We start from the raw sequence: 13558 nt of genomic DNA on the forward strand, positions 1-13558 counted from the left end.
ACTGTCAGACCTCCTTTTTTTCAAATAAACAGTGTTCCAGAAGTAGCTTTTTCGGATATAAGCCGAAATTTTTTGAGCTGTCCACTTCTGTCACGACCTTTGTTATTAAGTATTTTTCACTTTTTCTAATTTATAACTTTCAAAGTAACGCTCATCTTTTTTACTTTGAGACCAAGCAAACAATCCCATCAAGGCAGCACCTATCGTATTTGTCAGCAAGTCGCCCATCGTATCCATCAATGCTGCTCGTCCAACAAACAGTGTGCCATCAGAAGCAGCAAAACGTTGAAGATTCATGCCTAAGAACTGGTCGCATAAGAATTCCCAGAACTCCCAAAACACGCCGCAAAGTCCAGCAAACGCAAAGCCGAATAAGAGGAACAACCAAGGACTGGTTTTTGATATCTCCGCATCTTTCATCAAGTAACCAATCAATCCATAGCCAAGAGCTGTCAGAACCATTGGACTCACTGCATGTAAGATTTTGTCCCAAAAAGAGATGATACTAATCAAATGCATCCCTGTACCTAAAAAGACAGAGATAAATAAGAAAAACCAGTAAAACAAAACGATTGCTGCTGGAATTTTAAGTTTGAAAACTGTCAAAATGACTTGTGGCATGAAAATCAATGCAATCCCTAATAAAGATTCCACGATAAATGTGATTCCTTGAGAAGTCGAATACTTTTGGGTGATAAATTCATAAAAATTATAACAGACAACGAATACACCAAAAGCAAGTAAAGCTATTTGAACCTTTTTGATTTCTTTAATCACTGAAAGTCCCTCCATCTAAAAATCTTTTTACTTCTGAAAGCAACTCAGTCTCTGAAGAAACCACTTTTCCGTTCAATTTGATCAGTCCTACTGTATATAAGTTCAGATAGTGAAATTGATTCTCAGCTGTTTCCTGTAGCGCAGCGATTTTTTTCGGGTGGGCTCCGCCTTGCTGCCGGGTATCAGTATACAAGCCAATCACTGGGATACCTTTCGCATAAGCCACACCGATTTCTGATGCTACGCCAGCATCAATCGTCAATCCATCTAATAAAGCGATCATCAAATCGCTTTCCAGCACTTTTTCTGTATCTGCAAGAGCAATCATCCGACTGTCTGCATAAGCAGTTTTGTCATTGATTGCTTCATTTTCTTGAGGAAGATAAATTGAAAGTTTAGAAGAGATCGCTCTGACTTCTTTAACTATCTGCTCGTTATATAACAAATCACTTTTAGCAAACATTGGTGCGGCAAAATAAATTTTCATCTAAACATCATCCTTTTTATTAAAAATAATCGCTAAAGTAAGCTTCCATATTTGGAATAATACGCTCTAGTGACTTCAGTGTTTCTTCATCTGTTTCTAACCGTTCGATTCTTGCCAAATAAGAAGCACGTCGATAATTCATCATCAAGCATGTCAATGTTTGGATATTCAATCGAACAGGTTTTCCTATAGGTTCATTCAAGACACGGACTTGTCCTTGTTCATCCCATGTTAAGGCGAAGATGCCATTATTCCAAGGAGCGACAGGATCTTCAATGATGAAATGAAAAGCATCAGCTGTTCCAACAAACGGAAAATGTTGTAGGAATTCTTTTACATCAACGATCCGAGCCATAAAATATGGTTCGATCTGCTCTTTGATCTGACTGTCTTCAATCAAAAAAGCTAAGGGTTCATTTTTGTAAATATCTCCATGTACCCAGTAAATCATGGAAAAATGTGCGGAAATAAAGTTCCATAAGCCATTTCGAGCTTCTTGATCAAGATAGAACATTTCTTTTACGTGAAATATTTCTTCAGCTACCCAGTAGAATAGAACACCTCTTGGTTCATGATTGCTATCGTAGTAGACAGCGGCTGTGCGCTCATCTTCATTTTCGAAACGCCAATATTCTTCCCAATGAAAATTACTGCGGAATAAAGCACCATGGTTTCGTTGGGCAAATTTGTCATAAACGGCAAATACATCTGGATGATCAACTGGTAATCGTTCAACCATCCCACTTACTGGGACTTGTTTAGGTAGCTGTGTATCTCTGATTTTAAAGGAAAGTTTATCAGACATAATCTCCCATCCTTTGCGCCGATAATAGGGGATACTGTAAGGATACAAATAAGAGATCCATTGCTTGTTCTTGCGCATATTATCCAATGCAACGATGATTAAATCTTGCATCAATCCGTGGTTCGCATATTCTGGATAAGTTCCAACTCCAGTCACGCCTCCCATTTTATAACGTGCACCGTGAATATTGACTTCACAAGGATAGATAGCGATTTGAGAGATTAGTTTGTTTTCATGAAACCACCCGAACACTTTTGATACTTCTAAAATCGGTCTTTTGGAACGGATAAAAGCTCGTTTATTCTCAAACCCGCTTTCCTCGATATCTGCTTCAGTCACTTGGAACACATAGGAAAGTAATTCGTTGAACTGATCGATATGTTCTTGAGTGACTGGTTTTAATTCAAGATTTTCTCTAAAATCTTTTTGATCCATTTTTTCATCTCCATTTATTAGCTTGATAACAGTATAGCAAAATTCTACCAAAAAAACTTCTAAAGCTGACTAATTAAAAAGTCTTTAAATTACTGCTTTTCGTTGGTATAATGGAAAGTGCTGATTATATGAAAAGAGGAGACGCTATGGATATAAAGAAAATGAAAGAACGCCAAGAGCAGATTCGTAATTTTTCGATCATTGCTCATATCGACCATGGAAAATCTACATTGGCCGATCGTATTTTAGAAATGACGCACACTGTGACGTCTCGCGAAATGCAAGATCAGCTGTTAGACTCGATGGATTTGGAACGTGAACGTGGAATCACGATTAAATTAAATGCTGTAGAACTCAATTACACAGCGAAAAACGGAGAAACATATATCTTTCACTTGATTGACACTCCAGGGCACGTCGACTTCACCTATGAAGTCTCTCGAAGCCTTGCTGCCTGTGAAGGCGCCGTTTTAGTGGTTGATGCAGCCCAAGGAATCGAAGCACAAACATTGGCCAATGTTTATTTAGCGTTAGACAATGATTTGGAGATCCTGCCAGTCATCAATAAAATCGACCTACCCGCAGCAGATCCCGAACGTGTCCGTCAAGAAATCGAAGACGTAATCGGAATCGATGCTAGTGAAGCTGTATTAGCTAGTGCAAAAGCAGGGATTGGAATTGAAGATATTCTCGAGCAGATCGTGGAATATGTTCCAGCACCAAGTGGAGACTTAGATGCACCGCTAAAAGCTTTGATCTTTGATTCTATTTATGATAGTTACCGCGGTGTTGTTCTAAATGTCCGGATCACGGACGGTATGGTCAAACCCGGAGATAAAATCAAACTGATGAGTAATGGCAAAACATTTGATGTTACAGAAGTCGGGGTCTTCTCGCCAAAAGCAGTTGCTAGAGACTTTTTGATGGTCGGTGATGTTGGTTATATCACAGCAAGTATCAAAACTGTCCAAGATACTCGAGTAGGGGATACAGTAACATTAGCAGACAATCCTGCCGCTGAAGCTTTACCAGGTTACCGAAAAATGAATCCGATGGTTTATTGTGGTCTTTATCCAATTGATACTTCTCGTTACAACGATTTGCGGGAAGCTTTAGAAAAACTGCAATTGAACGATGCTGCTTTACAATTCGAACCAGAAACTTCTCAAGCATTGGGATTTGGGTTCCGCTGCGGATTCTTAGGACTTCTTCATATGGATGTCGTCCAAGAACGTTTGGAACGAGAATTCAATCTAGAATTGATTACGACTGCACCATCCGTTATTTACCATGTTAATAAAACAGATGGTACGACTGCTACAGTTGATAACCCGGCAGATTTTCCTGAACCTGTAACGATCCAAGATGTAGAAGAACCATTTGTCAAAGCACAGATTATGGTGCCCAATGATTTTGTCGGTGCAGTCATGGAACTTTCTCAACGAAAACGTGGAGAATTCATTACGATGGATTATTTAGACGATTACCGAGTAAATGTCGTCTATAATATTCCGCTTTCTGAAATCGTCTTTGACTTTTTTGACAAATTGAAATCAAGTACAAAAGGCTATGCCTCATTGGATTATGAAATGTCTGGTTATCAAAAAAGCAAGTTAGTGAAGATGGACATCTTGCTGAATGGAGAAAAAGTCGATGCATTAAGCTTTATCGTTCACCGAGACTTTGCCTATGAACGTGGAAAAGCAATCGTTGAAAAACTGAAAAAACTAATCCCACGCCAACAATTTGAGGTGCCAATCCAAGCAGCTATTGGACAAAAAATCGTTGCCCGTTCAGACATCAAGGCCTTGCGTAAAAACGTCTTGGCTAAATGTTATGGTGGAGATGTTTCTCGTAAACGTAAACTCTTAGAGAAACAAAAAGAAGGGAAGAAGCGGATGAAACAAATCGGCTCCGTCGAAGTTCCGCAAGAAGCCTTCATGGCCGTTCTGAAAATGGACGAAGAAGAAAGTAAGAAGTAGTAAGAGGTCTATTTGACAATACTGAAAAAAATACCATATTTACATGGGTTTGCCACCGGAATGTCACCGGTGGTTTTTTTGTTGGTAAAATTCTCCATGATATCTACCATTTCAATTCTCATTTTATTTGTAATATGAGAATAGGTGTCCATCTAATCATGTTTTGGATGCCATGGAATCAGAGGATTAGTCGGAAACAACTTTGGATTAGTCAAAAGAATCCATGTATAAACTGAGTGATGTCGCTTAAGTTAGCGCAAAATTCTTAGCTGTTTTAAAAAATAGTTTGGCTATAATCTCTCAAAAAGTGTATTTATTCAAGTAACTTTTTCAGAAAAAATAGACTAGAAACAAAAAAAGCCAGCCCTAAGAGCTGGAAAACTTAATTTTTTGTATTCAGATAAATTAGTATGCAAATAAAAAATACTATCGAAAATACTAAACCAACTAAATAATTGGATAAAAAAAGGGGATCAGTATCTGAATCATCCCAAATCTGAATCATGAAATAGATAAATGGGAGGGATGAGACGATCAGTAAACAATCTTTTTTACGTCATGTTTTTAAACAATGTAGAACAATAATTTTATATGCACAAGTAACCCAGAATAAAATTTTACTAATAAATAACAAAGTTATATCCCCTTTATTTTTTCTCTTTTGCAATATATTTATCTTATCATTATTCATTGATTACGAGAAAAAAATGAGATTGAAGGGGGGAATCGGTAATAAAAGACTTATACAAAAATGAAGGGTTGCTTAGATACGTAGATTACTACAGTATAATAAGAACGGTTTCAAGCTATATGATCATTGATACATAAGTTCAGAAAATCGACTTAAAATGTTATTGATTAATGAGAATTGGAAAAACGGCAATGAATAAATCGAGTAAACAAGAATCGAACGTACTGAAGGCAACATTTGAAAAAGAATACGGAGTTTCTACAGAAGAAGTATATAAAGTGGCAAGTCAGGGTGTTGCTATTGCAAGTGAGGTTATTCGTAAGCTTGGATTTCTATATAAAATGATGCTCGTCAATGGGAGGGAGCGGAATGAAAAAAAAGACAGATGTTACGCTAGTAGTCATGGTATAGACGGTTTAATACTAGATATGCCGATAAAGTACCCTAATTAATTCGGATTGAAAGAATGATGAAATGCGATAGACAGCAACGGTTGAAAAATAGTAAGAACAATTATGAAGAGTTGAAATTCACATCCTTGTTTCCTAGTATGTTTTTACTATTTCCGTTGCTGTCTATTAATTTATAAACATCGGAGTTACGCATATTTAAAACACATCAATTACTTATTGTCAAAGATAGATATAATACGCATCAGCTTCCGAAGTAGCAGAATTTACCTTATGAAGTCCTTCTAATTTGATGTGGAGTTCTTTGGCAATTTCTTGAATATATTTGTTAAATATACTATTTTCTAATTTTAAATAATTAGCAATCTCTATAGAAATAACTTTTTTACATTCTTTTCCTATAAACTGAATATTAAACTGTCTTATTACACTGTTTCTATCACTTTCATTAGGAAAGCTACTTATCATCGATACATATTCTTTTATAGACATAAGAGTACTTTTTATCATTTGGAATTCATCCATAATTTCACCTTCTCTAATTATTTTAATTTTAATTTAATTATACATAATACTTTTATTTCTATCCATTTTTTTGCTGAAGAGAAAATAAGGTAAGGAAAGTTTAGCGACTATCGCTAGGTGAAAAGATAAACAGCTTCTTTTTTATTTTTTAGTTACATAGACATTCAGAAAAAAAGACAATCAACTAGTGATCGTCTTTTAGAAAGTTACCAATCAATTTTATAATATTGCTAGAAAATAAGATAAGAGCAAGACCTAAAATATTTATAAAAAATTGAAATCTAAAAAAATAGCATTCAGGATAACAAGAATCATTTCGATGTATAACAATTAATCATTCTTATAAAGATATCGCAAAACAATGATGAAAAGAATAAGTGATAAAAACAACCCAACTACGTAAAAAAATAATGCTGAAAGCGATTGATAAAATGTATATTTCACTATTTTTATGATAAAAATTGCTGTAGGAAGAAAAGAAAGCATTAATATAACTGTTTTTCTAGAACGTTTAGTGAAGTAAAAAAAAGAGCTGATACCAATACAGACTGGAATCCAAAATAAAAGCATGCTAAATGTGACCACCGTATCATCTCCCATATCGTCTTATGTCAATTAGGATAATAGCACTTTATCAACTAATAACCAAATATTAAGGATAATAGTTCCGAATGGACTACAAACACACCAGAATGGAAAAAGTCAGAAAACCGGAACTAACTGAAATAAAAGCAAAGTTTAAAAAATACGGTGTTCCTACAGAAGCAGCGGATAAAATTGCGAGCAATTGTATTGCCGGCCATCATTCAGGTTGAAAAAGTAAGTAGTTAACGAAGAACAAAAAGAAAGTAGATAGATATGAGATTTTTAATCGGAGATCATACTCGTTCATTAAACAATTGTTGTGATTTTTCTGAAATTTTACATCTTTTAAACCTTATATCGAGTGATTATCCTTGTGTTAGTATTATATCCGTGTTACAGTAAATAAGTAATCTAATTTGAAACGTAATCTGAGCGATATATTCACACTATAAAAACTCCTTTTACCAAGTAATATTAATTGCAATAAAACACGTATTATATACGTATCAGGAGGAAATATATATGAATAAAGGTACAGTAAAATGGTTTAACTCAGATAAAGGTTTTGGTTTCATCACTGGTGAAGATGGAAATGACGTATTCGCTCATTTTTCAGCAATCCAAGTAGAAGGCTTTAAGTCTTTAGATGAAGGCCAAGCAGTTACTTATGATATTGAAGAAGGTCAACGCGGTCTTCAAGCAGTAAATATCGTAAAATAATGTTGAATGTTAACCGCCTCATATGAGGTGGTTTTTTTGTTTATGTTGGTAGAAAAAATCCTTCACTGTAATATTAGGTGAGGGATTTTTTTCGTTCATTGATTAAGTTTAACACTATTGTTTGATTTAGTTTGTTTATTTTCTGTTACTCAGTTTTTACTTGCTTTGATATTTTTTTCTGAAACCGTCAAATCATAAAGAAGATACTTTTCTGAGCAAAGGAATTTACATATTTTACCAAATATAGTTTAATGGTTTAAACATATGAACAAAAGAGGTGAGCTACAATGATTAGACATGATCGTTTAAAAACAGAACTAGAATCATTGAGTGGTTTTTTAGCAGCGTTAGGTGACGCAAAAAGACAATTGATCTTGATTAGACTATTAAATGAAAAAAGCTGTCATGGTTTGCAAGTAGGAGAACTAACTGACGATACAGGTTTATCAAGACCAGCAGTATCGCACCACTTGAAAATTTTAAAAGAAGCCGATTTATTAGAGGTCAGAGAAGAAGGAACTAAAAATTTTTACTATCTAAAACACGAAAATAAAAATATATACAAATTAAGAGATTTTTTGAATGATGTAATAACTGAAATAGAGGAGCTAAAAGACAGTGAAGAAAATTTTGATCGTTGAAACAAACGTCAATCAATATAAAGGAACAAATAAAGCTACTGGGCTTTGGCTAGGAGAAACAGTAGAATTTTTAGCAGAAATCTATAAATATCAGTTTGAAGCTGATTTTGTTAGTCCGTTAGGTGGCTATGTGCCGATTGATCCTAGAAGTATGAAAAATCTAGATTCTGATGTTATGGACATTTATTCTAATGCAACATTTATTGAAAAAGGTTTGAGGAATACGTTGTCTCCTGCAAACGTAAAGAGTGAAGATTATATTGCTATTTACTTTACCGGAGGACATGGTGTGATGTGGGATTTTCCAGAAAATAACGCATTACAAAAAATAGCGAGTGATATTTATGAATCAAATGGCTATGTATTATCTGTGTGCCACGGTATAGCAGGTTTATTGAATATCAGACTTGCTAATAATGACTATTTAATAGCAAATAAAAAATTGACTGGTTTTACTAAAACGGAGGAACGATTAGCGATGAAAAGCAAAGTAGTTCCTTTTGATAATGAAGAGATGACTGTAAAGAGAAAAGGACATTTTATCAAGAAGCGTTTCTTTAAGAGTCATGTGGTAAAGGATGGACATCTGATTACTGGACAAAACCCGTATTCAACAAGAGAACTAGCACGAACATTCATCAAGGAGGTTATCTAAATGCAAACAGTTATTGGTAGTAATGGCCAAATTGGATACGAATTAGCAAAAGAACTCAATCAAACGTACGGGAAACAGTTGCGCTTAGTTAGCCGAAATCCGAAATCAATCAACGATACAGACGAACTAATCTCAGCGGATATTTTAGATCGTGAGGCAACTATTCGTGCTGTAGCAGGAAGTGAGATTGTTTATTTTGCTGCAGGATTACCGATGGACTCCGAACAGTGGAAAACAAAATTTGAAATCATGTTAGAAAATGTCATACAGGCTTGTAAAGAAACAAAGGCGAAATTAGTTTTTTTCGATAACACTTATATGTACGAAAAAAATGACACGGAACAATTTGAGGATAGCAAATTTATTTATGATGGTATCAAATCCACTGTTCGAGCTAAAATGGCAGATCGGCTAGTGACTGAAATGGAGAATCCTGACATCGATGTGATGATTTGTCGCGCTCCTGAATTTTATGGACCTAATAAGACGCAAAGTATTACAAACAGTTTATTGTTTAACCGAGTGAAAGACGATAAGACTGCTTTGGTACCAATTTCTGATCAAACTTTAAGGACCTTGATTTGGACACCTGATGCTAGTAAAGCCATGGCACTTTTAGCAAATCATCCTGACACTTATAACCAAACTTGGCATCTACCTTGTGATGTAAGTCGAACATATGAAGAGATGATAAAGTTGATGGAAGAAAAGTTGTGCAAACCGGTAAAATATAAAGTGATCAAACAATGGATGTTTGATCTTGGTTCTATATTCAATAAAAATATGCAAGAGCTAAAAGAGTTACTACCTAGATATCATTATGATAACAAGTTTAATTCTGATAAATTTAAAAAGAAATTTCCAGATTTTGAAATAACAACATTCTCCAATGCGTTAGACGAATTATTCAAATTAGAAAAGTAATGCTACTCGAGAGAAAAAGCGATAGTTGCCATCCACTAAATATGGAAAGTCAACTATCGCTTTTTCGTTTTATCTCATGACTAGAATAACAGTTGCCAAGTAAAGCCAAACTTGTCAGTCACCCAGCAAACTTCCGTATACTTTTCGTAATTTTTTTCATGCATCATTACGGTTCCGCTATCTTTTAATGTATTAAATGCCTGATCAAATTCTTCCTGATTATCTACTTCAATCAAAATGGTAGATGCCCAGGTGGAGACAGGCGCAGGGAAATCTTTTGACATATCCAAAAATCCAATTACTTGATTGCCTAACTTAAGTTCACCTTCAAGGATAAGATCCGATTCCTCTTTGCTCGCATCCCCATACCGATTCAACTTAGTGATTTGGGAGTTAGGAAAAGCTTTGTGATACCAATTGATTGCTTCTTCTGCTTGACCATTATATGTCAAAAACGGTAATAGTTGCTTCATCTTTTTCCCTCCTGCTTCCTTTTTTGAGATCGATTGCAAAGCGATTGTAACATGGAATGGGTAAAAAAGACTAAAGACAGGAACTGAATCGAAATGGTCATTCATCAGTCTAGTATTTATATAAAAAGGCAGACAGCAAATATAATAGGGCAATATGTGCCGGATAAAAAATATAAAAGAAATATTTTATTCCTTTTCCTTTTTGTCCGTTATATAGCAAGATTGGGATGATTGAAAAGATCATTATCCACTGGGTCGTACCTAAAAAGAAGAATATTCCAGCAACAATCGAAATGATGACACATTGAATGTTACGGTGATTTCTTGCTAAATAAAGCAAAGGAATCAAAAGAACCATAAAACTATTTTCTGCCAAAAGCAGTGCAGGTAAAAATGATGTAATCAGCATAAAAACAACTTTGTTTTGAAGGATAACAGGACTAGAAAATAACAACGGGATAAATAATGAGAGCAAGATTGGTAAAATGAATAAGAGAATACTTGTAACAATCTTTTTCCAACTTCCTGTATTTTTTCCCTCAGTGAAAAGATCGATTGCATACATCATGACCGTACCAATAAACAGATCTCTGAAAATGTTATTCATTAATACTACTTCATCATAATGAACGATATTACCTAAAAAATAAGTAAAAAAGGCCATAAGAACCATTGAGAGATAAAGCCGCTGCATATATTTCTTTTTATCATGTGTATGTGAGAAGCCTACAACGCTTATAAAAAAGAACAAAGTAGCAACTGGTCTACCAAACCAATCCAGCCAGTCGGGGACACCAAACGGATAAAACATTTGATGAATGTGATCGACAAACATCAATGTAATCCCTAAAATTTTCAAGTCAAAGGTAGAAAGTCCTCTTTTCAAACGAACAGTATTCAAATTTTCCCCTCCTAATGATTAAATAAATGAAACAAGTGACAATCACATTATTAATGAATTGAAGTAAGAAATACAATCGAAAAGTCGAACATTTTTGTCATGTGAATCACTGCAAAAATCAAAACAAAGTAGAAATTATCTTTGGAATATCAGAGAATGAGGGGGGAAAATAGTATGTAACTATAATTAAATGATGTAAACTTATAATTTGCAAATAATTTCTATGCCAATGTATCACGAACCTAAAAGTAATCTAATTTGTCTAAACGTTTATATATAATAAAAATGTGCGAAATACCGCACTTTTTTATCTTTTTATTTGGTTTTAATGCAAAAAATCGAGTTACAAGATAAATTAGTTGGGACAAACGTGTTTATACATTATTTTTTATTCAAAAAAATAGCACAATGGCAAAGAACATAAGTGAGAGCATAAGCCCCAAGGAATGACTAAAAAGAAAAGCAGAATCACATGCCATGTCATCCTAAATTTCTTCCAGAAAATAAATAAGCGGAAAAAAGGGAAGAAACAGCAAAACATAGATCCAGCACCATTTTCCCCCCTTTTGAAGTAACATAAAACAATAAACATGAATGTGCAGGGAAGTAAAAATAAAGCTTTACTCATAGCTAACAAAATACCAGCTCCTTTTATTCTTTATCCCTCACATTCAAAGAGTAACAATGGTATGTACTTAATAATAGAAAAATGGATCAACTTGTATGAATATCAAATGAAAAGTTCTACGCCAAAATAAAAAACTTCCAGCCAATTTTGACTGGAAGCTTATTTTTTTCTGAAATATCCTAACACACAAATGAAAAAGATGGCCGAAGCTAATAAACCGATTTCGTAGTAAAACAATGAAATACCAGAGTCATAATAATAAAAGCCTCTGATTTTATGGATAAAATAAATCATCGGACAAGCAGATAAAAGTAAGTATTTGTTCGGTTTTTTGAATAAGTAAAAGAAAATACTGGTCATTATGATGAATGGTATCCAAAATAAAAGTTTACTTAAGACAATCAAATGATCAACTCCCATATTTTTTACCAAGAGAGATCATACCATCTTTATCGCCAAAACAAAATATTTTTTTGTATCGTTTGAAATTTTAATTAGGATTATTGAATTAGTTCTGAATAACTATAAATTTCAATTAGAAATCACTTGTTCTTATCAAAAATAAAAATATCGCCTCTCATTTATTGAGAGGCGAAAGTTCTTAGTTTAACTCAATTTTTTTCGTTTCTTTTGGATGATGCGCCGTTTTAGGTAATGCTAATTTCAGTACACCATTTTTAAAGGTTCCGGTGATTTTTTCTTCATCAACATCAGGAAGATAGAATGAACGTTTGTAAGAGACCGAATGTCTTTCTTTCCGTACATAGTTGCCATTTTCTTTATCTTCCGTATGGGACTCGTGGTTGGCGGAGATCGTCAAAGTATTGTCTGAATATTCAACTGTCGTGTCTTCTTTGTCACAGCCAGGCATATCAGCTGTTAGTTTGTATTCTTTTTCGTTTTCAACTAAATCTACTTTTGGATAACTTGAAACACCTAAAAAATCATTGAACGCTGGACTAAACACATCATTGAAATCAGGGAACATGTCGCGAATGCTAGGTACATTTGCCATTTTTGATCATCCTTTCAATAGAGTATTTTTTATTTATCCCTATTTATGTAATAACTCTATTTTGAAAAAAATTCAAGTATAACGATTGTCTTTGTGAATGTTTCATCTAGTGAATTACAAAGGTTATCTTTCTAATTTGAGAAAGGGTTTGCTAGAATAATAGTAAGAAAATAATTTAGAGAGGAGAAAATATGGCAAAAACCACAAATCCCTATTGGCGAGAAGAAAGCAGAATCTATCATTTAGAATTAGAAATCGCTAGGACAAGCAATCCACAAAAGAAACGTGAACTCGGCTATCTTTTAGAAAAAGAAAAAACAGCTTTGCAGCAACGAAAATGGCGAGATCGAGAAGCGCGAAATTACCAAATAAAAACGATACGTAAAACCCGTAGAAGAAAAATCGTCTATTACACATGTTGTATAGCAGGAATCATCATCGTGTCATTTTTTATAATAAGCAAATTCTTTTACCCAAATGTAGAAAAATTGGATTTAGAAAACCATCCGGCGACTAATTTTATTACACAACTGACAAAAAGCGAAGTAGATACCACAAATTTAACAAGAGAGCAAGTAGAGAAGTGGGCATACTATCATTTGAAGTTAGAAGATCCAACTATTGTAAGCGCTAACCATTATTGGTTTGACGTTCGTATCAATCAAGTTAGAGAAGTAGAAGTAGATATTTTTATGGAAGAAGTAGCTGTAGCAAACTATGTAGTTGACGCAAATGGTCACTTATATCGTATGACTGCATCTGACAAAAAAATGGTGGCGAATAAATGGGACGTACCAGAGAATTTTGAAATAGAAAACGCGAACGATTGAGATACTCGTTCGCGTTTTTCAAAATAAAATAGCGTTAAAACACACAATGAACAGACAGAAATGTGAAATTTTCT

General features: G+C 34.3%; 17 protein-coding genes and 1 pseudogene. 8 read left to right on the forward strand and 10 right to left on the reverse strand.

Annotation, left to right across the window (positions count from 1 at the left end):
* Positions 1-105: 105 nt before the first annotated feature.
* The 3 genes from AB3I27_RS01085 to AB3I27_RS01095 are packed head-to-tail and all read right to left on the reverse strand — an operon-like array spanning position 106 to position 2504.
* Positions 106-792 carry a hypothetical protein gene (locus AB3I27_RS01085; protein WP_002316308.1) on the reverse strand — a complete coding sequence of 229 codons (687 nt, stop codon included), beginning with the start codon at positions 790-792 and terminating at the stop codon, positions 106-108.
* A complete protein-coding gene (locus AB3I27_RS01090; RefSeq protein ID WP_002291949.1) occupies positions 770-1264 on the reverse strand; it encodes a nucleoside 2-deoxyribosyltransferase in 495 nt (164 codons plus the stop codon). Before AB3I27_RS01090 ends, AB3I27_RS01085 begins: the two co-directional genes overlap by 23 nt.
* A gap of 19 nt (positions 1265-1283) precedes the next feature.
* Positions 1284-2504 carry an enhanced intracellular survival protein Eis gene (locus tag AB3I27_RS01095; protein ID WP_002291948.1) on the reverse strand — a complete coding sequence of 407 codons (1221 nt, stop codon included), beginning with the start codon at positions 2502-2504 and terminating at the stop codon, positions 1284-1286.
* A 146-nt stretch (positions 2505-2650) separates the two neighbouring features.
* Here AB3I27_RS01095 and lepA point away from each other — a divergent pair, with 146 nt between their 5' ends.
* Positions 2651-4486 (forward strand): translation elongation factor 4, encoded by a 1836-nt coding sequence (gene lepA / locus AB3I27_RS01100; RefSeq protein WP_002291945.1) that lies wholly within the window; start codon positions 2651-2653, stop codon positions 4484-4486.
* Positions 4487-5368: 882 nt separating this feature from the next.
* A complete protein-coding gene (locus AB3I27_RS01105; RefSeq protein ID WP_002329257.1) occupies positions 5369-5629 on the forward strand; it encodes a hypothetical protein in 261 nt (86 codons plus the stop codon).
* A 180-nt stretch (positions 5630-5809) separates the two neighbouring features.
* On the opposite strand, the gene AB3I27_RS01110 is transcribed toward AB3I27_RS01105, so the two are convergent.
* Entirely contained in the window at positions 5810-6112 is a 303-nt protein-coding gene (locus tag AB3I27_RS01110) for a hypothetical protein (RefSeq protein WP_002313710.1), read from the reverse strand.
* Between the two features lie 330 nt (positions 6113-6442).
* Positions 6443-6697 (reverse strand): hypothetical protein, encoded by a 255-nt coding sequence (locus AB3I27_RS01115; protein ID WP_002306574.1) that lies wholly within the window; start codon positions 6695-6697, stop codon positions 6443-6445.
* A gap of 86 nt (positions 6698-6783) precedes the next feature.
* Here AB3I27_RS01115 and AB3I27_RS01120 point away from each other — a divergent pair, with 86 nt between their 5' ends.
* From AB3I27_RS01120 to AB3I27_RS01140, 5 genes are all read left to right on the forward strand, one after another.
* Complete coding sequence (locus AB3I27_RS01120; RefSeq protein ID WP_167513731.1) at positions 6784-6927, forward strand: hypothetical protein; 144 nt, start codon at positions 6784-6786, stop codon at positions 6925-6927.
* Between the two features lie 292 nt (positions 6928-7219).
* Positions 7220-7417 carry a cold-shock protein gene (locus AB3I27_RS01125; protein ID WP_104760464.1) on the forward strand — a complete coding sequence of 66 codons (198 nt, stop codon included), beginning with the start codon at positions 7220-7222 and terminating at the stop codon, positions 7415-7417.
* 287 nt (positions 7418-7704) lie between these two features.
* Complete coding sequence (locus AB3I27_RS01130; RefSeq protein ID WP_368022885.1) at positions 7705-8058, forward strand: ArsR/SmtB family transcription factor; 354 nt, start codon at positions 7705-7707, stop codon at positions 8056-8058.
* On the forward strand, positions 8036-8713 hold the full coding sequence (locus AB3I27_RS01135; protein ID WP_002291929.1) for a type 1 glutamine amidotransferase domain-containing protein: 678 nt from the start codon (positions 8036-8038) through the stop codon (positions 8711-8713). Before AB3I27_RS01130 ends, AB3I27_RS01135 begins: the two co-directional genes overlap by 23 nt.
* Positions 8714-9637, forward strand: a complete 924-nt coding sequence (locus AB3I27_RS01140; protein ID WP_002291928.1) for an NAD-dependent epimerase/dehydratase family protein — start codon at positions 8714-8716, stop codon at positions 9635-9637. It begins immediately after the preceding gene.
* An 80-nt stretch (positions 9638-9717) separates the two neighbouring features.
* On the opposite strand, the gene AB3I27_RS01145 is transcribed toward AB3I27_RS01140, so the two are convergent.
* The 5 genes and pseudogenes from AB3I27_RS01145 to AB3I27_RS01165 form a co-directional block, all read right to left on the reverse strand.
* Complete coding sequence (locus tag AB3I27_RS01145; RefSeq protein WP_002291926.1) at positions 9718-10110, reverse strand: VOC family protein; 393 nt, start codon at positions 10108-10110, stop codon at positions 9718-9720.
* A gap of 109 nt (positions 10111-10219) precedes the next feature.
* Positions 10220-11011 carry a TraX family protein gene (locus AB3I27_RS01150; RefSeq protein ID WP_002291925.1) on the reverse strand — a complete coding sequence of 264 codons (792 nt, stop codon included), beginning with the start codon at positions 11009-11011 and terminating at the stop codon, positions 10220-10222.
* 392 nt (positions 11012-11403) lie between these two features.
* Positions 11404-11639 (reverse strand): annotated as a pseudogene (locus tag AB3I27_RS01155) (hypothetical protein).
* 159 nt (positions 11640-11798) lie between these two features.
* On the reverse strand, positions 11799-12059 hold the full coding sequence (locus tag AB3I27_RS01160; RefSeq protein ID WP_033606565.1) for a hypothetical protein: 261 nt from the start codon (positions 12057-12059) through the stop codon (positions 11799-11801).
* 181 nt (positions 12060-12240) lie between these two features.
* Positions 12241-12654, reverse strand: a complete 414-nt coding sequence (locus tag AB3I27_RS01165; RefSeq protein ID WP_002291922.1) for an Hsp20/alpha crystallin family protein — start codon at positions 12652-12654, stop codon at positions 12241-12243.
* A 191-nt stretch (positions 12655-12845) separates the two neighbouring features.
* On the opposite strand from AB3I27_RS01165, the gene AB3I27_RS01170 reads away from it, so the two are divergent.
* Positions 12846-13484, forward strand: a complete 639-nt coding sequence (locus AB3I27_RS01170; protein ID WP_002291921.1) for a hypothetical protein — start codon at positions 12846-12848, stop codon at positions 13482-13484.
* Positions 13485-13558 lie beyond the last annotated feature (74 nt).

The sequence above is a fragment of the Enterococcus sp. C46 genome (genome assembly GCF_040887565.1).
Lineage (GTDB): Bacteria > Bacillota > Bacilli > Lactobacillales > Enterococcaceae > Enterococcus_B > Enterococcus_B lactis.